The sequence below is a fragment of the Ligilactobacillus saerimneri DSM 16049 genome (assembly GCF_000423265.1).
GTDB classification, from domain to species: domain Bacteria; phylum Bacillota; class Bacilli; order Lactobacillales; family Lactobacillaceae; genus Ligilactobacillus; species Ligilactobacillus saerimneri.
The window spans coordinates 1-20,490 of sequence record NZ_AUHQ01000023.1 but is presented as its reverse complement, the minus strand read 5'-3'; the positions used below and the strand labels follow the sequence as shown (position 1 = coordinate 20,490).

At 45.3% G+C, this 20,490-nt stretch carries 17 protein-coding genes, 3 tRNA genes and 1 rRNA gene; 8 read left to right on the top strand and 13 right to left on the bottom strand.

Annotated features, from left to right (window positions below; translation table 11 throughout):
• Positions 1–68: 68 nt before the first annotated feature.
• The 3 genes from G541_RS0106395 to G541_RS0106385 form a co-directional block, all read right to left on the bottom strand.
• Positions 69–141: transfer RNA gene (locus tag G541_RS0106395), tRNA-Thr, on the bottom strand.
• Between the two features lie 488 nt (positions 142–629).
• A complete protein-coding gene (locus G541_RS0106390) occupies positions 630–1,601 on the bottom strand; it encodes a hypothetical protein (RefSeq protein ID WP_009555647.1) in 972 nt (323 codons plus the stop codon).
• The gene (locus tag G541_RS0106385; RefSeq protein ID WP_027826896.1) at positions 1,588–2,859 is read right to left on the bottom strand and encodes a hydroxymethylglutaryl-CoA reductase, degradative; all 1,272 of its coding nucleotides are present in this window, start codon (positions 2,857–2,859) and stop codon (positions 1,588–1,590) included. Before G541_RS0106385 ends, G541_RS0106390 begins: the two co-directional genes overlap by 14 nt.
• A gap of 134 nt (positions 2,860–2,993) precedes the next feature.
• On the opposite strand from G541_RS0106385, the gene G541_RS0106380 reads away from it, so the two are divergent.
• Positions 2,994–4,523: a multicopper oxidase family protein gene (locus G541_RS0106380; protein WP_027826895.1), complete on the top strand. Its 1,530-nt coding sequence runs from the start codon at positions 2,994–2,996 to the stop codon at positions 4,521–4,523.
• 75 nt (positions 4,524–4,598) lie between these two features.
• Here the strand turns inward: G541_RS0106380 and G541_RS10015 are convergent, their stop codons facing one another.
• From G541_RS10015 to G541_RS0106355, 5 genes are read right to left on the bottom strand one after another with little or no spacing between them, the layout of a single operon-like run.
• Positions 4,599–5,222 (bottom strand): malonate decarboxylase holo-ACP synthase, encoded by a 624-nt coding sequence (locus G541_RS10015; RefSeq protein ID WP_009555653.1) that lies wholly within the window; start codon positions 5,220–5,222, stop codon positions 4,599–4,601.
• Complete coding sequence (mdcD, locus tag G541_RS0106370) at positions 5,216–6,877, bottom strand: biotin-independent malonate decarboxylase subunit beta (RefSeq protein ID WP_009555655.1); 1,662 nt, start codon at positions 6,875–6,877, stop codon at positions 5,216–5,218. Before mdcD ends, G541_RS10015 begins: the two co-directional genes overlap by 7 nt.
• Complete coding sequence (locus G541_RS0106365; RefSeq protein ID WP_009555657.1) at positions 6,867–7,166, bottom strand: malonate decarboxylase subunit delta; 300 nt, start codon at positions 7,164–7,166, stop codon at positions 6,867–6,869. Before G541_RS0106365 ends, mdcD begins: the two co-directional genes overlap by 11 nt.
• A gap of 15 nt (positions 7,167–7,181) precedes the next feature.
• A complete protein-coding gene (gene mdcA, locus G541_RS0106360; protein WP_009555659.1) occupies positions 7,182–8,825 on the bottom strand; it encodes a malonate decarboxylase subunit alpha in 1,644 nt (547 codons plus the stop codon).
• 20 nt (positions 8,826–8,845) lie between these two features.
• Entirely contained in the window at positions 8,846–9,748 is a 903-nt protein-coding gene (locus G541_RS0106355; RefSeq protein ID WP_027826894.1) for an ACP S-malonyltransferase, read from the bottom strand.
• A 115-nt stretch (positions 9,749–9,863) separates the two neighbouring features.
• On the opposite strand from G541_RS0106355, the gene G541_RS0106350 reads away from it, so the two are divergent.
• Together G541_RS0106350 and G541_RS0106345 are read left to right on the top strand one after the other, a co-directional pair.
• The gene (locus G541_RS0106350; protein WP_027826893.1) at positions 9,864–10,721 is read left to right on the top strand and encodes a LysR family transcriptional regulator; all 858 of its coding nucleotides are present in this window, start codon (positions 9,864–9,866) and stop codon (positions 10,719–10,721) included.
• 93 nt (positions 10,722–10,814) lie between these two features.
• Positions 10,815–11,909 (top strand): acyltransferase family protein, encoded by a 1,095-nt coding sequence (locus G541_RS0106345; RefSeq protein ID WP_009555665.1) that lies wholly within the window; start codon positions 10,815–10,817, stop codon positions 11,907–11,909.
• Between the two features lie 60 nt (positions 11,910–11,969).
• On the opposite strand, the gene citG is transcribed toward G541_RS0106345, so the two are convergent.
• From citG to trpS, 3 genes are all read right to left on the bottom strand, one after another.
• The gene (gene citG / locus G541_RS0106340) at positions 11,970–12,809 is read right to left on the bottom strand and encodes a triphosphoribosyl-dephospho-CoA synthase CitG (protein ID WP_027826891.1); all 840 of its coding nucleotides are present in this window, start codon (positions 12,807–12,809) and stop codon (positions 11,970–11,972) included.
• Between the two features lie 181 nt (positions 12,810–12,990).
• Positions 12,991–13,914, bottom strand: coding sequence for a Ppx/GppA phosphatase family protein (locus G541_RS0106335; protein WP_009555669.1), 924 nt, complete (start codon positions 13,912–13,914; stop codon positions 12,991–12,993).
• A 42-nt stretch (positions 13,915–13,956) separates the two neighbouring features.
• The gene (gene trpS / locus G541_RS0106330; protein WP_027826890.1) at positions 13,957–14,994 is read right to left on the bottom strand and encodes a tryptophan--tRNA ligase; all 1,038 of its coding nucleotides are present in this window, start codon (positions 14,992–14,994) and stop codon (positions 13,957–13,959) included.
• A 366-nt stretch (positions 14,995–15,360) separates the two neighbouring features.
• On the opposite strand from trpS, the gene G541_RS0106325 reads away from it, so the two are divergent.
• The 5 genes from G541_RS0106325 (at position 15,361) to G541_RS10005 (ending at position 20,264) form a co-directional block, all read left to right on the top strand.
• Complete coding sequence (locus tag G541_RS0106325; RefSeq protein ID WP_027826889.1) at positions 15,361–16,404, top strand: cation diffusion facilitator family transporter; 1,044 nt, start codon at positions 15,361–15,363, stop codon at positions 16,402–16,404.
• A 1-nt stretch (position 16,405) separates the two neighbouring features.
• Entirely contained in the window at positions 16,406–18,664 is a 2,259-nt protein-coding gene (helD, locus tag G541_RS0106320; protein WP_027826888.1) for an RNA polymerase recycling motor HelD, read from the top strand.
• 63 nt (positions 18,665–18,727) lie between these two features.
• Positions 18,728–18,800 (top strand) — tRNA-Thr (locus G541_RS0106315).
• Positions 18,801–19,148: 348 nt separating this feature from the next.
• A complete protein-coding gene (locus G541_RS10010) occupies positions 19,149–19,586 on the top strand; it encodes a universal stress protein (protein ID WP_027826887.1) in 438 nt (145 codons plus the stop codon).
• Between the two features lie 87 nt (positions 19,587–19,673).
• On the top strand, positions 19,674–20,264 hold the full coding sequence (locus G541_RS10005) for a sigma-70 family RNA polymerase sigma factor (RefSeq protein ID WP_051174578.1): 591 nt from the start codon (positions 19,674–19,676) through the stop codon (positions 20,262–20,264).
• Between the two features lie 53 nt (positions 20,265–20,317).
• On the opposite strand, the gene G541_RS0106300 is transcribed toward G541_RS10005, so the two are convergent.
• A tRNA-Gly gene (locus G541_RS0106300) sits at positions 20,318–20,389 on the bottom strand.
• An 8-nt stretch (positions 20,390–20,397) separates the two neighbouring features.
• A 5S ribosomal RNA gene (rrf, locus tag G541_RS10000) occupies positions 20,398–20,490 on the bottom strand; the annotation flags it as partial.

Here is a 20,490-nt window from a genome sequence, read left to right as displayed (position 1 = left end):
GTCGCCCTTGCGCTCAATAAAAGCACAAAAAAACCTGTGGTAAAAAACCACAGGCTTTAATTGAGTAGTGCTTGCTAAAGGATTCGAACCTTCGACCTCATCATTACTAGTGACGTGCTCTGCCAACTGAGCTAAGCAAGCATTTCATCAACGAAAAATAGTATAACAAACGCCACTAGAAATGTGAACCCCTAATTTTAATTTTTTTCGGTTTTTCTGCAAAACACGAAAAAATATCTTTTCTACACACTGTTTAAGAGTAACATCGAGCCCGTTTTAACACCTATCATCAACGCACAAGTTTAGTGGATAACGGACACCATCTTTGTTCACGTTATAATTCGAGAGTTACCCGGGTTAGGTCACGCTTTCTAACCGCACCCCTCAGCACTTCTTTAACGTGTTCCTCACCCAACTCCCTATCCCTAGTCATAAACTCTTGTGATGCTTACACATCACCGCGACTTTATGCCCTAGGACACGAGAGTTACCCGGGTTCGATCACACTTCTTTTCCTTAACGTGCTTTTCATCACAAAAATCTAGCGTATAACAACACCCCGATGGATGATTTTATCATCTTACCGGGGCGTCTGTTATACCACGATTTTCACCCGTGATGTTTAGCACTCATTTCTTTAAATATTCCAATCCCATCCGTTCCATAAAGTCCGCCACCTTCATCTCGTACAAGCGGGTAAACGTCTCCGGTGCATTCTTCTGGGGCTCTGGAATCACAAATGAGTTTTGCTCATCATTCTTCCACCGCCCAATATAGCCTGAACGGTGATGAAGTTTAGCCGTCCATTCCGAATGGTAAATCGTGAACAATTGCCGAACTTCTAACCGTAACTGTCGGTCACTCAATACTGGTGTCAGTGTTACAAAGTCTGTAAGGTACATGCTAACCAAACCCCACCGTTCTAACTGCTGATCAAACGCCTTATACAATTTAACTACCGTCCGCCGCATCGCATGGGCATCCACCAAAGGTTTAGCACTTGCTAATTCATACAGTTTCTGGGCTGCTTGCAAGGTCTTAGGATAGAGTTCTTGGAGTTTGGGCAAGATCGCTTCCTGTTGCTCTACAAAGAAAATCAAGGCGTCGAACAAGGTTAACAGACGGAATGACATCCACCCATCGTTATGGCCATCAGCTGGTTCGGGCTGCAAAGTAGCCAAAATCCCCTTGAAGTACAGCTCTTCATCTTCTTCCGTAATCAAGCCCCGGTTTCGTTGATCACGATAAACTGCGAAGTGTAAAACTGAATCATATAATTCCACCCCCACAGTCATGAGTTTCAGGTCCAAATCTTGCTTACCCGTCGTCAGGTTGAAAGCTACTTGCGGCACATTTCGCGCTACCAATAGAAAATGGAGCAATTCATGGGCCACCGTATAGTTGGGCTCTGTGATGTCAAAGACTTTTACATGCACCGCCCCGTCGCGAAGTACCAACTGAGCCTGATCGTGGCGTAAATATCCTGCCTTTTTATCGGCAAACTCAATCGTTACTGGATGGTTAGTTTGTGCTTCGACGGCTTGAATTAAATTCTGAGTCTGGCCATTTAACATGGTCGTGGTAAATTTATTTTCGCTCATTTTTTTGTCGTATCTCCTGTAAAATTTCTCTTGCCTGCTGCGATGACCGGGCGTGCTGGGCTTGCATCGCTTGGACGACGGCCGCCACTTCGTCAGCATCCGCCCCTACCGCCACAGCGAGTGACCGCAATTGAAGTTTCATGTGGCCCCGCTGAATTCCATCAGTTACCAGGGCGCGTAGGGCAGCCAAATTCTGGGCTAGCCCCACCGCTGCCACTACTTGTTCTAATTCCCGGGCATTTTCTACCCGCATTAATTTGTGGTTCAACTGTACTACCGGAACGATCCCAATTGAACCGCCCACAAACCCTAAGGGCATTGGTAAAGTTAGCTGGCCGTGAAGCTTTGTCCCCTGGACTTTCCACTGGCTCAACCCCCGGTACTGTCCGTCGCGCGCAGCATAGGCATGGGCGCCTGCTTCTATTGCCCGCCAGTCATTGCCACTAGCCAGGACAACGGCGTCGACCCCGTTCATAATCCCCTTATTATGGGTTGTTGCCCGATAAATATCAAGCTGCGCTACTCGACTTGCCTGGGCGATTTTAGCTGCTACTACCTCACCTGGGATATCTCCCCGCCCTAAAAGAGTAACTGGCAGCGTACATTCTACTTGAACCAGGCATTCAGTCGCATAGTTTGAGAGGATCGCCATCAGAACGTCTTGATCGAGCTCAGTGCGAATAGCTGTCGCCACTGCTTCTAACATCGTGTTGAGCATATTGGCTCCCATTGCTTCTTGAACATCGACGGCTAGGTCCACTGCTAATAAGTCAGCTGCTAACGGCCGCAATCGTAACCAGCGTGCTCCCCCGCCCCGCCGTTTGAGTGATGGGTGGGCTTCATCAGCTACCTTTAATAAATACTCTTCCCGTGCTGCCAATGCCCCGGTTAGGGCTACTTGGTCCTGCACGTTTTCAATGATGATCTGTCCAATCATCAACCGCTCGGCAATCTGCGCTTGAAAGCCTCCAGCTCGCTTGACTAGCTGTGCACCGTTACTGCTAGCTGCCACCACTGATGGTTCCTCAGTTACCATCGGAACAACATAATCTTTGCCGTTGATTTGATAATTGACTGCTAATCCTTCTGGCAAGGCATAGTTAGTCAAGTAATTTTCAATCATCGTGTCACCTAGTGCTGCTGCCGTCCCTAGGTGGCGCAACTGTGCGATTTCATCCGTTGTTAACAGCCCCGCCTCCCAGAGAACATCGAGCCGTTCAGCCCACTTTTTTTGGTAATACTTACTGAATAAATCCATGCTTCACGTTCCTTTTTCTTAATGCTAGTGCCTATTTTATCACGGTCTAAGTACTGTTCAAAAGCAATTCGAATGTCTGCGGAGTTAAATGGTGCGTGGTATACTGAAAGTGATTTGAGGAAGGAAGTCTTAATATGGAAGAAAAAATTTATACTGATTATTTCTATGACCCTAATGGCTTTGATACTCAGGATGCTGCTTATAAACCCCTTAAGCAGTACCCTTGCGCTCCTAACCCACTCAATATTCCTGCCCTCCTCCAACCGGATAAGGAAACGGCTAGTGATGTCTACTACACTGTCACCGCCCAAGCAGGAGAAGTCCAACTAGTGCCTGGTCCTAAAACCAAGACCTGGGGCTACAATGCCCCTCTTCTTGGGAAGTTCCTTGTCTTCAAACGGGGGCAACATACCCATATCACCCTCCGCAACGAACTTCCTGAACTGACGACTTTCCACTGGCATGGAGCAGACGTTCCTGGTCCCATCACTGATGGCGGCTGTCATGCCCCTGTTTACCCACACCAGGAGCGTAAGATTGACTTTACTTTGGAGCAGCCTGCCTGCTTCATGTGGCTACACGCTCATCCTTGTCCACTAACTGCCGAACAGGTTTACAAGGGACTTGCTACCGGGGTTATCGTCCGGGATGATGTTGAAGCCCAACTACCTTTCCCACGCAATTATGGTGTTGACGATATTCCTCTTGTTTTACAAGACCGGAATTTTACCGCTGATAATCAGTGGGATTATCAACGTGACTATGATCCAGACGGCGTTCTGGGAGAAACGCCCCTGATCAATGGGACCGTCAATCCATACTTTGATGTCACTACCCAACGAGTACGGCTCCGCATTTTGAACGGGTCCAACCGGCGGGAATGGCGATTACACTTTGGTGACGATACGGTTATGACCCAGATCGGGTCTGACGGTGGAATCATGCCTGCTCCTGTTAAAATGACCAAGCTGATGCTAGCTTGTGCTGAACGCGCTGAAGTAATTATTGATTTTGGTCACCACCAACCAGGTGATACCGTTACTTTGTATAGTGACGATACTCCGATCTTGGAATTTCGAATCCATGACTATGCCCCTGACCATACTGTCTTGCCTGACCATCTCGTTGATATTCCTGCATATCACGTCACCCCTGGTACTCCAGTGCGGAAGTTTACCCTCGATGGGACCGATGATAAGGTTATGATCAATGGTAAGAAATTTAATATGACTCGGATTGATGAGCGCCAGCAACTCAACACTACTGAGTATTGGGAAATCACCAATACCAACAGTTGCCACAACGGTATGGGGCATCCTTTCCATGTGCACTCCACTCAATTTGAAATCGTTTCGCGTAATGGTCATGCGCCTAACCCAAATGAGCACGGATTGAAAGACACCGTCCAGGTTAACCCCCAAGAAACGGTCCAACTCAAAGTTCACTTTACTTGTCCTGGGGTCTTCATGTATCACTGCCACATCATTGAGCACGAAGATGGAGGGATGATGGGTCAAATTGAAGTCTTTGATCCTGAACATCCGCGGACCTATGAACTAATGAACATGAAGACTCTCATCGATGCTCTAGCTACTGAGCGTGGCGTTAAACCTGAAGAAGTCTGGATGCCTGACATGGAAGGCCACGGTGGCTGTACAATGTAGGAACTAAAATTTAATGTAAGCAAAAAATATCCCTACGCTATGACCAATAGCATGGGGATATTTTAATTACCTTTATTATTCATTCCAAGGATCAGCACTGAGATAAGGTCCTTGAAGACTTTTGACCAGCACACCTTGGCCGTGATGATAACAATAATCTTCTAATGAAAAACCTGCTTGTCCCCGCATGATTTGCACGTCAGCATGGGGACCAAAGGAATTGAGCCAATCTAATAAGTGTTGGGCCTTAGGAGGTGTGAGCTGTTCTTGATTGAAAGCAATGAAGTCCAAGTCACTATTTTGATTGACCGTTGGAATTCCCGTTACCAATTCGTACGCTGCGCTTCCTGATAACCCCCAATCATACTGGTGAGTATCAAGATAAGGGTTGATTTGATCTAGCGCCTGCCAGATAGGGAGCATCTTATCCTGGCGGTTACTCCTTCCAAAGTGCCGTATTTCTTGGGAAGTGAGGTGGTCAGTAACTGCAGTAACAGGTAGATATGCTCCGAAACGCTGACTTTTATTACTTCCACGTATTCCAATTGGTAACATTCCAGCCGGAGCTTGTCCCCGCCGAATAACACCAACAGGTGCCCGCATAACGGCAGTTGCCACCCAATCAGGGCAACTCCCAGCGTAGGTGAGATCAGTCACGTCAGAAAAGAAAACCAAGTCGTGAACATTGTAAGTTACCATTGGTCAGCCACTGCTTGCCGCATTGCTAAAGTTGCTTTCCGTCCACTAGCCTTAGCAACCGGATTTTCATAACGGAAGTGTAAAGTCCGATCATCTTGAGCTGAAGTGATCGCTTCATCAATCAACTTTTCGATTTGAGCGACGTTTGCTGGACTTGGATCATTAGAAGCAATACCTTCAACTAACTTGTATAAAGCACCCAACTTTTGATAGTTGAAAATATCGTATGCCATTGCTGGTACATGCTTAGTTGCTTCTTCTAATTCTGCAATTGTCCGCTGGGTGATTCGGGCTGCACTAGCCTTGGACATTGCTTGGATGGTAATTGATTCATCAGCCAGCGCAATCATCCGGTTGGACTGCAAACCATGGGCCAAGAAGCCCCCAGAAACAGCATCCCCTGGAATAAATGAAATTACTGGGTGGCCTGCTTGCCGTGCTTTGGCATAAGCAGCCGCACTAGAAGCCAGCGCAATGTGGATCCCCATCAATTCTTCTTTGTAACCATAAGCCTGACTTGGTACATCCACTACCAGCACAATTGGCCGTTTTTCTGCTTTGTCTGCATCTTCAGCAACCACACGGTTAACAACTGCTGCAACCGCGAAGCCTTCCTTAAGTCCTACTTCCCCATTTTTAACCCGCGGGAAAAGATTGTTGTTAGCATCTGGTACGATAGCAATGTATGTCTTGCCATCGACCGTTGCGTCCAAGACCGTCGAGACATTAGTTTGAGCATTCTTGATGCCAGTCAATGCCTCAAACCACGCCCGTCCCCGACTTGGAGTACCTGCTTGGTCAGTACTACGTGCTTCTGCAATTTGGTGTGGTTGAGCAACATTTTCACGGTAGAGTTTCCGATATTCTTGAGGATTCAATGGTTTTGAGAAGTCAACCTTATCTAGCAATGATAGGAAGAAATCAACCTTTTCTGTCCGGTGGGCTTCCTTTTTTTCTAAAATTGCTGCAGTCAAAGCATCCTTCAATGCGGTCACGTCATCGGCGACAATCTCGTCTGCAATCCCTGTTTGAACCCGTTGCTGGGTCCCCAAAGTGTTCCAAATCAAGTCCTTATCACTGGAATCAAATTCCCGAACACCAGCTTCTTGCTCAATAACTTCAGGACCATTTAAGGCAACCCGGGCCCGGTTGGTCGTAATTAAGTAAGAGAGGATAGCAGCAGTGATGGACATCCCCCCAAAGGAACCAACTTTACCTGGAACCAAACCAATAACTGGAACATACTTCTTTAAAGCTACTACCATGTTGTGGATTTCAGAGATAGACAACAAACCGTAGTTAGCTTCTTGAAGCCGCACCCCACCAGTATCTAAAATGATTACTGGGTAGACTTCAATCCCATTTTCGTTGTCATGGAGGGCTTGTTCGAGAGCCGCAACGATCTTTGCACCGGAAACTTCCCCGATTCCCCCACCTTGGAATTTACCTTCGATTGAGATAATCACTACATTTTTATCGGCAACTTTCCCTTTAACCAAAACAACTCCGTCATCACTTTCAGGAACGATTCCCTGGGGCATCAAGTGGGGAGAAATCATGTAATCGAGCGCTCCTACTAATTCGCGCCCTGTCCCGGCATCGACCAAAGCAAAGGCCCGTTGCCGTGCGTTAAGCTCTACAAAACTATTCTTCATCTTTCAGCGCCTCCATTGCTTGGGTTAGACGTAAGTTAACTACACCAGGTGTAGCACCAAAGTCATTGATCTTAAAGTCGGCTAACAATGGGTAACGATCAAAGAATCGTTGCAAAACATTGCCCCAAACTTCCTTGAAACCATCACTTCCCGTAGTGATTTCCAAACTAGTTACTTGCTTGTCAGTAGGGTAAACCAAAACTTCCAAGTCCCCAGAAGCAACTACACCAACGTGAACTGCCTTGGTTACCTTCTGGCTATTTTTAAATTCAAACGTTAATTTTTCCATTTGTCCTTTCCCCCATTATGACCATGATCTGAACTTAGCAGGTGGGTTGTACAAGCCCTTGGACCATTCAACAATATCCTGCAATGACTGGGCTGCCAGCAATGACCGCTTAGCCTGTCCCCGCTTGACACCGAGGTCTTCTGGCAAGGCCACAATTCCCCGTGCCCGCAAGTCAGCTAATTGTTGCGCATTGGAACGTAGCCCCATTGGGGTCACCCCAGCGATCGCTTCAATAGCAGCTTTACGTTCAGCCATTGAATCTGTCTTGTATAGGTAAGCAATCCCTTCTTCCGTCACAATGTGTGTGGTGTCTTCGCTGTAAATCATCACCGGCACATTGGCCAAGCCTGCTTCCTTTTGGACTTCCTCGGCATCCAAGTGGTCAACAAAGACTGGCTTCTTGTTGGCCCCAAATGTTTCGACCATTTGTACAACCAATTTTTGCCCTTTGCCTAACGGATCACCAGCAGGACGCAGACTCTGCCATGCTGGGGTGGAGTGGCGCCGCCCGGTTGGATTAGACCCCATGTTTGGTGCCCCACCGAAACCAGATAAACGTCCGCTAGTAACAGTAGATGAATTCCCAAATTGGTCAATTTGTAAAGTTGAACCAATAAACATATCCACCGCATACTGACCAGCAACTTGTCCTAAGGCCCGGTTTGACCGCATTGTGCCGTCAGGACCAACAAAGAATACATCAGGACGAGCAGCAATATACTTTTCCATCCCGACTTCACCACCGAAACTGTGGATCGACTTGACCCAACCACTTTCAATAGCCGGAATCAATGTTGGGGTTGGGTTTAATTCCCAGTTAGGCACAATCTTTCCTTTGAGACCGAGCTTCTCCCCATATGTTGGCAATAACAGTTCAATGGCAGCGGTATTGAAACCAATCCCGTGGTTAACTGATTGGACATTGTGCTTTTCATAGATCCCACGAATGGCCATCATCCCCATCAAGATCTGTAACTCAGTGATGTTTTGTGGATCACGGGTAAAGAGGGCTTCGAGCTGGTATGGTTCATCAGCTGGAATAACCACATCGACCCAGTCAGCTGGGATATCTACCCGCGGAACCTTATCAACAATTTCGTTAGCTTGAACGATAACGATCCCATCTTTGAAAGCCGCTGCTTCAACAATCGTTGGCGTTTCTTCGGTATTAAAACCTGTGTACAAATTACCATCCCGATCAACCTTGTCGGCAGCAACTAAAACAACATTGGGAATCAAATCAATGAACAACCGGGCAAATAATTCTAGATATGTATGAATATCGCCCACTTCTAATTTATGGTCAGAGATCATTTGGGAAATCCGTGTGCTTTGCGGACCAGCAAAGGAAAAATCAAGCTTTTTAGCAATTCCTTTTTCAAATAAGTCCAGGTGCTCTGGCCGTGATACTGATGACATGATCATATGCAAGTCATGTACTCGGGCTTGATCCACGCGGACCAACGCTTGTGACAAGAAACTAGCTTGCTTTTGGTTATCCCCTTCTAAAACCACTTTATCGCCTGGTTTGATCAAATGTTCCAATAAGGCAACAACATCTTCTGTCTGGGCGAATTTTCCATCTAATAATGATCCGGCATGGGCTAGGCGTTCACGCTTAGCATCCCGGCGGGTCGTCCATGATTTTACTTCGGTCATGATAAAACCTCTCTTCTTGATTACTTTTGCCACTTATCTAACAGATACAACCCATCATCTATTCCATATTGCGCTAGGGGAATCCGTTTGATTTTATGGCATTTACTACTTAATAACTTTGACAGTACTGTTCCGGGACATAGTTCGACTGCAACTTGCAGATCTAGCTCCATCGCGACATCCATCATCGTGTCCCAATAAACGGGATAAGCAAGGTTATGACTTAGGTCATATGCCAAAGGGTCCAGTTCGTGAACCAAGTGCCCGTTATAGTTAGCCAGGTATAATGCTTGCGGTGCATGCAATTCATACTTATGCAAAGTAGTCGCAAGCTGTTCTGCCACCCCCGCCAATAAAGGCGTATGGGACAAAACAGGAACATTGAGTAACTTTGCTTTCGTAGCACCTTGTTGTTGTGCCAGTTCTAATACCGCCTTAATGGCTGTCTTCTTCCCTGACACTGTCACCTGTGTTGGCGCATTTTGATTCGACGCGCAGACCGGGGTGGTGGGACCATCCACTTGTGCTACCAAATCTTCTACCTCCCGCCTAGTCAAGCCTAGAATCACTCCCATGCCATATTCCGCGGGGTCATATGCCGCCTGCATCAGCTGTGCCCGCCGTTTGACTACCGCCAAAACATCCGCCTTACTGATAACATTGGCTGCATAGGCCGCTGCAAATACTCCTAAGGAATGACCTGCCACTGCGGTTGGCACCCAACCCGCTTTTTTGAGTTGGTCAACCTGCGCCATCTGCAAGATTGTAATCGCTAACTGGGTCTTGACACTGTCACGATAATCGCGATCATCAAGTTCCACTCCGGTAACCTGGGTTACTAATTGGCGATCTGCCACTGGTAATCCAGCTAACATCCCAGGATGCTGCGAACCCTGACCAGGAAATAGCCATATTGTTCGCATATGATTCACCTCCTTCAACTTACCTCACGCACTCATTGTATCCGCATCCATAAATAATGTATAATACATTAAAGTAATATAAGATAACCAAATGGTTATGTTTAGGAGGGTAAAAATGAATCTAACGCAAATTCGTTATTTCTTAAGTGTGGTTGAAAATGGATCTATGACCCAAGCAGCAACCAGTAATTTTGTCAGTCAATCCGCTGTCAGCAAAATGATTAAGCAGTTAGAAAATGAATTAGGTACCCCGTTGTTTGAACGAACAGGACGCAAAATCATCCTTAACCGCCAGGGCAAGCTCTTTTACAGCTATGCTTCTGACAGCATCCGCTTGCTCGATCGGGGAATTCAAACTATCCAAGCAGGGATCGCCGCTAAAGAAGAACCCCTTTCCCTACTCTTCCAGGTCACTTCTCCCCTGATCCCCTTGATCGTTAAAGAAGTCAACCATAATTTGCCCAACGTGCGGTTAACAATCGCCCAGCACGTCCACCCAACTACTGATCGTGAGCAATTTGACTTCATTATCTCTGATCATATCCATCCAGAACGGGTCAATACACCTCTTTTCACTGAGGAAATCATGCTAGCTGGTTACAACTTACCCCAAACAGTCACAGTATCTGACCTGCAAAGTTTTCCCTTACTTTCACTCAATGACTCTTTGGAACTACGACGCCTTTTGGATGATTTTTTTGCACAACAAAATGTTAAATTAAATTACCAATATGAAACTGATGATCCGGCAACCCTCCGGGAATTAGCGCTACAAGGTGTCGGCCATTGCTTCTTTCCAATTCGTTCGTGGCAACGCTATGCTGCTCAACTTTCTCTTGCCCATATCTTGCCCCAACCACCGATGCGGACGATTTATCTTAATCAGAAAAAAGGGCGCAATGATCACGTTGCCCGAGAATTTGTTACTGAGTTGACTAGGATCTTTTCCCAGCAAGATTTTGCACTTAAATAGAAAAGGCTTGCAAAAGAAGAAAGCATTGGTTACAATGACCTCGAATTCTACTTCCAAACTTAGCTCACAATTTACAACTTGGAAGTGAAAACTATGAAAATCGAAATTAAGCATGCCGATATTGGGGATTACCTCAAGGTTTTTGCATGTACTGCTGTCATGCTCCAACCAACCATTGCTCTAGTTCTAACGACTCATCCCCAGCCCCATACTCAAATGATTCTCGGGATTTTTTACAATCTGGTTAAATACACAGCCCCGGCCTTTATTTTTGGGATCTTGTATACAACTACCCGGACTCATTTGACTGCAACCTGGGCTGATTATCCGACCTATATGAGAGGAACCTGGCATGGTTTGTTCATCCCTTCAATTTGGTGGACAACGATCTATCTGGTAGTTATGCCTTGGGTTCAACAAGTTAATCACTATCATGATGTCGGTTCTTTTCTCTGGCATTTTGTTAATGGGAACGCCGCTCCTCACTTGTGGTATAACACGATGATGCTTCAGTTCATCATTTTGATGCCATTCTTCTGGTTATTAGCGCGGTTCGTAGATTCCAACCCGCGCCGGGGGTGGAGCGTTGCTTTGATTACTTTGATTGGGTACCTTTTGTGGTTAGTGGCTTATTCCCGCTTGGTAGCCCATGGTTGGTACCTGCTTGACCGGTTATTTGTCAGCTTTGTCATTTATGGCATTTTTGGTGTTTTAGCGGTTAAATTTGCTCCCGCAGTTAATCACTATCTCAAGCGTCTGTGGCCTGTCAGTCTGCTGGTTTTAATCGGTGCATTTGTTTGGACTAATTGGGAATTGCATTCGTTTGGTTTCCCGGTTTTCTTAGCTAATGCTCCTTATTACAAACCCTCTATGACTCTTTATGCCCTGGCAGTGATCGCCTGCGTATCCGCCTTATGCTTATACAACACTTTACGCAATAACGAACGAACACTGCGGGTCTTTCATTACCTGGCAAATTATGCCTATAAGGCTTACTTGTCCAACATTTTTTGGCTGCAAATTGTCTGGCATCTTAGTGATCGGGGAACATTGCACCAAGCCCATCCACTTTTGACCCTTCTCTTATGTTGGGTCAGCACCTGGATTCTCTCCTTTATGTCAGCAGTTGGAATCAACACCCTATGGACTAAGGTTAAAAATTTACGCACCTTAACCCCAGCTAACTAAGCGCAACTATAAAAAGGCTCACTAAGCGAATGTAACGCTTAGTGAGCCTTTCTTGCTTTATCAGAGAATCCCTTCCATCAAACCACAATAAATTGTCACGATTAATAAGTCAGCGGTTCCCCCTAAACTGTATTTACGCTGACTGAAAAGCTGCTCTAATTCTTTGAGGTATTTCAATCCAGCTGGCGTTTGGGCACCCCCGTGGGCAAAATAGGTTGCGACTCGGGCTTGCATCCACTGCTGGATTGCAGGGTTATGGGCCCGTTTAACAAGGTTAGAATCTTCAACTTGCCCGGCCAGATACATCAGTGTATCGAGAATTTTTTCCTGCCGAGTCCCTTGGGTTTGGCGCAGAAATTCAACTCCTCTGGTAACAGCAGGATAGCCGGCTGCTGCCTGCCCCCGGATCCCGGTTTTACCATATTTGAGATATTGCTGTTCTCCAGCAGTGAGCTGTTTTTTGTGGGTCAAGTTGTCAAAATCATCCTGCAATAAGTTGACCAGCATGGCCCGGATAACATCCTGAACTGCCACAAGTTTAAAATCTGTCTGGGTGCGCGTCAAATATGCTGAGGCAGCCACAAAGATCCCCAGCGAAAAAATTGCCCCTTTATGGGTATTGACCCCCTGTGTGGTCGCAAACATCGTCCTTTCGGCTACAATGCCTCGCACCCGCAAGGCATTAAATAGTTCTGGCATGGTCCCAGTATGCGCCGTGGCCAAGTGGCAACATTGTTCCAGATAGCTCCGCATCGCTTCACTAGAATCGATAAAAGTATAAATGTCCATGTCCGGGTGAGCCCCGTGCTCTACCGGGTCTACTAAACCAGGTTTGGGATTAGTCGTGACTTCGTAGAGCAGGGCTTTTTGTGCGTTGGTTAATATCTGTTCTACATTCATAGTTTAGTTTCCTTTTTTGCCTTAATTATAAAAAACAACCTTACTATTTACTCATATCCTTTTGGTATATGAGATGAACGTTTGGTCATACTTAAGCGCAAAAAAGTGAGTGGGAAACATTAGTGAATAAAGACCAAAGCTGGGAGAAAACAGCGTTTCCTCCCAGCCTCTTAGCTTCTAACTATTCATGTAACATTTCGTAGATGATTCCTTCCCGAACACCACTATCAGAAAAAATCACTTCCGGCATGTTCAGATGAGTTAACATCTGAACTACTGGGGTTAACCCGCCAATGATGATATCTGCGCGATCAGCTTCATCTTCAAGATCCGCCCGCCGTTCAGCCAGCGACATCTGTAACCACGAGGCATAGCGATCAACAAACTCAGTAGTTGGCATCACTACCCCATGCATCTGTTCTGGATCGATAGCTCCCTCATCAAAGAGTTTACACCGGCCAACTGTACGGTTAGCTCCGCCGAGTAAGACTAATGGCAGGTGGCGCCCTTTTTCAAACCAGTCCAATTGATCAAAGCTTTTTTGAATAAAGTTTTGAAACCTAAACAAGTCATAGGCTGAAATACGGTCAGCCGAATGAAACTTTTCACTCAAACTAACGGCTCCATAAGGAATACTAATTAAGTGTTGGGCCTGATTGTTTTGGGCGAGAACCAGCTCAAAGCTCCCTCCACCCATATCACAAATCATGTAATCAGTCAGGTCAAGGGAATGAGCCACACCTAAGTAATCATAGTAAGCTTCCTTAGTCCCTGACAAAACATTGACTTCAACCCCTGTCAGGTCTGCAACTTGTCGCAAAAATTCACGCTGATTGCTGGCAGCCCGCACTGCTGCAGTAGCAATTCCCGTCACTTTCAAATCAGGCAAGTCTTGATAAGCCCGCATGAAGGTTTGAATCGCCGCCAGAGTCCGTTCAATGGCTTGTGGCTGCAATTTCTTTTCTTCACTCTGACCCATTCCCTCAGCGAGACGGGTCATAATCTTCATCCGCTTGATTTCTGTGTTGTGCCCTTGGTCATCAACAGCTTGGATTGACAACCGCGCTGAATTAGAACCCAGATCAATTATCGCTAGATGCTTCATAGAACTCACCCCATCCTTAATGATACGATGATTCTACCACATTTAGCCCTGATTTGGTGTAGGAATATTATCAAAATAATTTACCCCAATTGCTGCGCGCACTTCCTGAAGGGTCTGGTTAGCCACTTCATTTGCCCGGATACTGCCTTGGCGTAAAATTTCGTATACTGCCCCAAGGTCTTGGGCAAACTCATTCCGTCGTTCCCGAATTGGGGCAAGTTCTGCTTCCAAAACTTCGTTGAGGTAACGCTTGAGCTTGACGTCACCAAGTCCCCCAGCCTGGTACTGCTCCTTTAATGCTTGGACTTGTTGCTTATCAGGATCAAAAACGTCCAGATATGTAAAGACCATATTCCCTTCTACTTGGCCTGGATCAGAAACCCGGATGTGGTTAGGATCCGTGTACATTGACATGACCTTCTTCGTCAATGTTGCGGCATCATCAGCTAAATAAATTGCATTCCCCAAGGATTTGCTCATCTTGGCATTGCCATCCAATCCGGGGAGGCGGCCTGATCCTTTAGGTGGGAAAACCCCGGTTGGTTCAACTAAGACATCCCCATAAATTGAGTTGAAACTCCGGACGATTTCACGGGTTTGTTCCAACATTGGTTCTTGGTCATCACCAACTGGCACCACTTCGCCCTTGAAGGCGGTGATGTCTGCTGCCTGACTTACGGGATAAGTGAAGAAACCAGCCGGAATAGACCGGTTAAAGTTCTTTTGTTGGATCTCCGCTTTAACCGTTGGGTTGCGTTCCAAGCGCGAAACGGTAACTAAGTTCAAGTAATACATATTAAGCTCTGATAAAGCCGGGATTTGTGACTGTACAAAGATCGTTGACTTAGCTGGATCAATCCCCACGGCTAAATAATCTAATGCTACTTCCACTAGGGAACGCCGAATTTTTTCTGGATCCCGTGCATTATCGGTCAATGCTTGGAGGTCTGCAATCATGATATATGGATCATACTCGCCTGAGTTTTGCATCTTAACCCGATTTTTGAGGGATCCAATATAGTGTCCAATGTGCAGCTTGCCCGTAGGCCGATCCCCAGTCAAAAGTACTTTCTTTGCCATAAAAATTCTTCCTTTCTTGTCTGGCATTGCAAACAAAAAACGCCTCCTAAAATTAGGACGCGTTAACGTGGTACCACCTAAATTGCGAATTCAAAATTCGCCACTCTGTTTGCTTATCAAAAAAATCTTTACCAGTCCCACTTCGTAGTCTCTGCACCCTCTCAGCCCCCGGGTCCTCTCTGTTGTTAGACATCCTACTCTAACTGATAATATAAACTGATTAAATTCTAATCATCTCATCTAATTGTTGTCAAGGGCTTACATCAACAAAATCAGCTTAACCCGCCCTTTATCCATGCATACCACTAAATAATCAACTATAATTGACTATGCAAACTTACTATCTATACCAAGGAGGCCTTGATGATGGATGAAATTGACCATCATTTAAAAAAAGAGTATCGCAAATGGGAGCAGATCCAGCAAAGAGAACTTGCTAATCTCAATGCCTCCCTCCGCCACCTCTGGCTCAACATTCTCGCTTACACTCTCATTGCTGTGGTCGAATATATCCTAGCACGCTTAGGACATTCCCAAACCTTGATGGCCGATGCGTGGAACAATATTTCGGGGATTATCTCGACTGGGCTCCTCATGACGGGAATCCATATTGCCCGCGACATGGACGATGATGACATTGCGGGGATTCCCCTGCCTAATCTCTCCTTAAAAAAGACTGGTAATGACCAGCGCATCCAATTTACCCGGTTGCGGTATGAAACGGTTTTTACCCTGGTAACATCAATCGTTATGATCGGGATCGCCTTAAAAATCATTGTATCAGGTGGCCTCAATCTAATGGATCCCCACCGACATTTCGTTCCCAAAGCAATTGCCTTTTGGGGGGCTGTTATCGCCTCAGTTATCATGCTGGGCGTCTGGTACCTGAACCGTAAAGCTGGGCGCAAACTCAAAAATGCTGCTTTAATTGCTTCTTCCAAAGATAGTCTGGGAGATGCCTTGACTAGTATTGGTACAGCAATCTCGATCCTAGGGGCTCGGCTTTTTCACCTTACCTGGCTTGATGGTGCTGCCAGTATCGTTGTCGGATTATTCATCCTCTATGCTGGAGGTAATATTTTTATTGAAAGCAGCCTCAACCTGGTTGATTACTTTGATCCCAAAACTGAAGCTGAATTTCGTCGCGAAATCTGTCAGCTTCCTGAAGTCCATGCGATCGAAGAACTTAAAGCCCACTATAACGGTAACCTGGTCACACTAGATGTAGTTGTGGTTGTGGCCGCCGATATGTCCGTACTAGATTCGTATCGTTTGGGCGAATATATTGAACGAATGATGGGACGTAAGTTTGGGATTATTGATACTGATGTCTCCTTCATCCCAGATACCCAAGAAAACATCAAGAAAGGAACGCGTCGTGGCAAAAAAAGAAAAAAACGTAAATACTGAAATCTCTCCTGAACAAATGAAAGAACAGCACCGCGTTGACCATGTAGTGCAGTTGATCAAGAACCGTTATCAAACAACCAAAGAAGAATATGAAGCTGCCCACCAAGAAACAGCCTCAGTTGAGCAAAATTACGGGCAAAATGCCAAGATTAATACTTATGAAATAGACGACCAAATGGAAACCAACGCTGAAGTGCAACAGCAAAAAGCCCTCGTGTCTAAAAATATTTTGGCTGAAAACATCCTCAAAGACCAGTTACAGGTGCTACAAACCCTCTCTGACTCGCCATATTTCGGACGTATTGATATCCAAGAAGATGACGATCAACCAGAAACCTTGTACATCGGAACTGCTTCGTTCATTGATTCTGACAATAACTTTCTTGTTTATGATTGGCGAGCACCAATTGCCAGCATTTACTATAACGGAACTCTAGGGCCTGTTACTTATCAAACTCCAATGGGAGCACAAAAAGCTGACCTCCTTAAAAAACGCCAATTCAAAATCAAGCATGGGACTATTCAACACATGTTTGATACCAATGAAACAGTCGGTGACGATATCTTGCAAGCTGTTCTGGGAGAGCACAGTACCGCTTATATGCAAAACATCGTCGCCACTATTCAAAAGGAACAAAATGCGATTATCCGCGACACCGAAAGTGACCTGCTCTTGGTTCAGGGGGTAGCTGGATCTGGCAAAACCTCAACCATCCTCCAGCGAATTGCTTTTCTCCTTTATCATAGTCGTCAAGAGCTCAACGCTGACCAGATTGTTCTCTTCTCTCCCAATCTGCTCTTTAGTAACTATATTTCAGCTGTTTTGCCTAGTCTGGGAGAACGTAACATGCGCCAGGTTACCTTGGCAGAATTTTTTGGACAACGACTCCAGGGACTGCACGTTGAAACGCTGTTTAGTCGTTATGAATCTCAGCAAAAGGCTGTTGCAGACGATGATTGGCATTCTGCAAAGAGTGATCCAGCGATTATGCAGGCCGTCAAGCAGTATTACCAGCAACTAACTGCATCCCAACTACAGTTCACCGCGCTCAGTCTTGGTAGCGAAGAAGTTATCAGTGAAAATGAACTCCGCAAACTATACCTAGCACAACCAGCCACTATGCGTCCCAGTCAAAAGATTCGGCGTATGCAAAAGTACCTGCATAAAAAAATCTCTGGTATTATCACTACTGCGGCTAACAGTGACCAGATTCAAGCTGAAGTTGCCAGTCTGACCAATGAAGAATACCATGATTTGATGGGACGACATGAAATCAATCAGGATATCCCTGATGTGGCAACTTATCTGGGTCAAAAGTTAGCTGAGCAGCACTACGCTCCGATTGTAGATGGAATCTACAATACCTTTTTCGTGGATTTTTATGCACAATACCAAGCTTTCCTCCGGTCCTATTTACCCGCTGCAGTGCCCGCTTTTAGTCACCGCTTGGAGTTTCATCGGATTGCGCTTGATGATTGTGCTCCGCTCTTGTTACTACGTGATTTACTGACCGAAGGCGGTCAAAATAGGTCAATTCAGCATTTGTTTGTCGATGAAATGCAGGACTACACCCCTACTCAGTTGCTCTATTTGCAACACAGCTTCCCTAAAGCCAAGCTCACTCTTCTTGGTGATAGCGAGCAAGCTTTGTTCAACCCAATGCAGGCTCCTAAAGAACTTCTGGCAACGTTAGCCCAAAATCTGAATGCCAAAAATCCTCGTATCGTCCAGCTTAATAAGAGCTATCGGTCCACCCAGGAAATCACCGACTTCATGAAAGACCTCTTACCTGATGGGGATGAGATTCAGTCATTTACCCGCCATGGTGACCTGCCTGAGCTGATTATTACCCCTGATAAGGTCCAGGGGTTAGCGGTTCTCCGGTCTGAGTTGAACAAAATAGTCAACGATGAGCAAGTAGTAGCCCTCATTACCAAAAATAAAACTGAAGCAACAACGCTTTATCAGCGACTTCGCCGCGAATTACCAGTAACTCTTTTGGATAATGCCGATCGTTCCTTACCAGAAAGCGGCGTCGTAATCTTGCCTATATACCTCGCTAAAGGCTTAGAATTTGATGACGTAGTAGCATTTGATATCTCGCGTGATAATTATCCAGATACTGCTGCTGGGATTCTTTACACGATTTGTTCCCGTGCAATGCACCGTCTCAAACTAATCGTTTGTGGTCAACCTAGTCCGTTATTGACGCAAATAGCTCCAGAACATTACCAAATTAAACGTTCGTTAACTTCATAGTTAAGATCCTATATCTCAAACATTGACCTGTGATATACTATTAATACTGTTTACAGGTCATATGCCACTTTAGCTCAGGAGGTAGAGCGCCACCATGGTAAGGTGGAGGTCGTCGGTTCAAGTCCGATAAGTGGCTTCTTAGGTAGGTTTGCTGGTATTTGTGAAAGTATAAAGCCCGTCATACCGGCATTTTTATTTTTAACTTAACACTAAAAAACACTAGTTTTTTGATAAACTGTTGCACGACTGTTGCAAAAAAATACAACCGGCTATCAATACGAATGTTTAAAAGTACCGTCTTAATAGGCGGTTTTTTTATTTGCTAAATTTTTATGACCAGCATTAGTTATATTTTTCTGGAAAAAATTTACCGTATCCTTACCTTTAACATTAGCTAAAACTAATGTTAAATAACTCCATATAGCGCCATATTGCCTTTATATCAAGGATAAGATATAATTATAGGTGAAGGAGGAAGAATATCATGTTGGAAAGATATCAAAATATTTTAGTAGAAATCGACGGCAGTAAACAATCTTACGAGGCGTTCAGACGGGCGTTAGAGATTGCGCAGCGTGATCAAGCTAAGGTATATGCTGTTATCATTATCAACAACTCACTATCCCTTCTCCGTACGGTTGCAATCAATGTTGCCTATGACATCAACATTCAAACCAACGCCCAGTCTAACCTCGACCGGTGTCGGGTAATTGCCCACAACACTGGTTTCCAAGACCTGCATACCATGATCTTGGAAGGACGTTCCAAGACCACAATGCTGCGTGACTTTATTGCTGACCATGACATTGATCTGTTCTTGGCTGGCTCAAAACGCAAGCAATTCTTGGATTTGTTATTTACCGATTCAATTGCTACTAAGGTCGCAAATTTCACTAATTGTGATGTTTCCATTGTCAAATAAAATAGGCGTTATTTTAAGCAGGATATGCACGATTTTTAACCTCTCTGTTAAGCTGAACACGATTAAGCTTATAGGGAGGTTTTTTTTATGCGCTTTTCGGATAAGGTAACTTTTGAACGTGACTTGGCTCTTATCAACCAGATTAAAGCTCACAATGCTGGGCAAGCTCTGGCGGTATTGTTCAACTATTACCTACCGTTGGTCAAACAAAACATTCGTTTCTATCGTATTTGCTGCTATGATCAACATGACTTATTGCAGGAGGCCTTAGTTGTTTGCTATCTTTGTGCACTAAACTTCGATGAGCAACAACAGTTTCCTTTTGGAGCATTCTTCAAACGTAGTTTGCGTAATCGGTTAATTTCCTTAACCAGGTATGATCAGGCGCAAAAACGAGAGGCAACCAAACAGTGCAGCTACGATGATGTTGCAGAAATGATTTCATTTCACACTAGCACTAGTCCTGATGAAATTGTCGCAATCACTCACAGTCATGACTGCATTGCCCAATTTATCGAACAGTTAACCCCTACCGAACGCTTTGTCTTTACTAACTATATTCTGCAAAGCATTACCCTCGATGAATTTTGTCAACAAAACAAGCTTACTAAAGCCAGTGTGTACACTACTAGTCGTCGCTGTAAGAACAAACTTCGCTATCTACTAGAAAGTAAGTAAATAATACAAAAAGAGCTTTGGAAAATTCCAAAGCTCTTTTTACAATAACTATAAGCGGAAAACGGGATTCGAACCCGCGACCCCCACCATGGCAAGGTGATGTTCTACCTCTGAACTATTTCCGCATTATCTAGCGTGGCAACTTCCTATCCTCACAAGGGGCGTTCCCCTAACTACTTTCGGCGTTAAGAAGCTTAACTTCTGTGTTCGGAATGGGAACAGGTGT

What these genes read in the sequence shown, in the direction of transcription:
- G541_RS0106390 (WP_009555647.1), bottom strand. Translation starts at nt 1,601, where the DNA reads ATGAGCGAAAATAAATTTACCACGACCATGTTAAATGGCCAGACTCAG.
- G541_RS0106385 (WP_027826896.1), bottom strand. Translation starts at nt 2,859, where the DNA reads ATGGATTTATTCAGTAAGTATTACCAAAAAAAGTGGGCTGAACGGCTC.
- G541_RS0106380 (WP_027826895.1), top strand. Translation starts at nt 2,994, where the DNA reads ATGGAAGAAAAAATTTATACTGATTATTTCTATGACCCTAATGGCTTT.
- G541_RS10015 (WP_009555653.1), bottom strand. Translation starts at nt 5,222, where the DNA reads ATGGTAACTTACAATGTTCACGACTTGGTTTTCTTTTCTGACGTGACT.
- mdcD (WP_009555655.1), bottom strand. Translation starts at nt 6,877, where the DNA reads ATGAAGAATAGTTTTGTAGAGCTTAACGCACGGCAACGGGCCTTTGCT.
- G541_RS0106365 (WP_009555657.1), bottom strand. Translation starts at nt 7,166, where the DNA reads ATGGAAAAATTAACGTTTGAATTTAAAAATAGCCAGAAGGTAACCAAG.
- mdcA (WP_009555659.1), bottom strand. Translation starts at nt 8,825, where the DNA reads ATGACCGAAGTAAAATCATGGACGACCCGCCGGGATGCTAAGCGTGAA.
- G541_RS0106355 (WP_027826894.1), bottom strand. Translation starts at nt 9,748, where the DNA reads ATGCGAACAATATGGCTATTTCCTGGTCAGGGTTCGCAGCATCCTGGG.
- G541_RS0106350 (WP_027826893.1), top strand. Translation starts at nt 9,864, where the DNA reads ATGAATCTAACGCAAATTCGTTATTTCTTAAGTGTGGTTGAAAATGGA.
- G541_RS0106345 (WP_009555665.1), top strand. Translation starts at nt 10,815, where the DNA reads ATGAAAATCGAAATTAAGCATGCCGATATTGGGGATTACCTCAAGGTT.
- citG (WP_027826891.1), bottom strand. Translation starts at nt 12,809, where the DNA reads ATGAATGTAGAACAGATATTAACCAACGCACAAAAAGCCCTGCTCTAC.
- G541_RS0106335 (WP_009555669.1), bottom strand. Translation starts at nt 13,914, where the DNA reads ATGAAGCATCTAGCGATAATTGATCTGGGTTCTAATTCAGCGCGGTTG.
- trpS (WP_027826890.1), bottom strand. Translation starts at nt 14,994, where the DNA reads ATGGCAAAGAAAGTACTTTTGACTGGGGATCGGCCTACGGGCAAGCTG.
- G541_RS0106325 (WP_027826889.1), top strand. Translation starts at nt 15,361, where the DNA reads ATGGATGAAATTGACCATCATTTAAAAAAAGAGTATCGCAAATGGGAG.
- G541_RS10010 (WP_027826887.1), top strand. Translation starts at nt 19,149, where the DNA reads ATGTTGGAAAGATATCAAAATATTTTAGTAGAAATCGACGGCAGTAAA.
- G541_RS10005 (WP_051174578.1), top strand. Translation starts at nt 19,674, where the DNA reads ATGCGCTTTTCGGATAAGGTAACTTTTGAACGTGACTTGGCTCTTATC.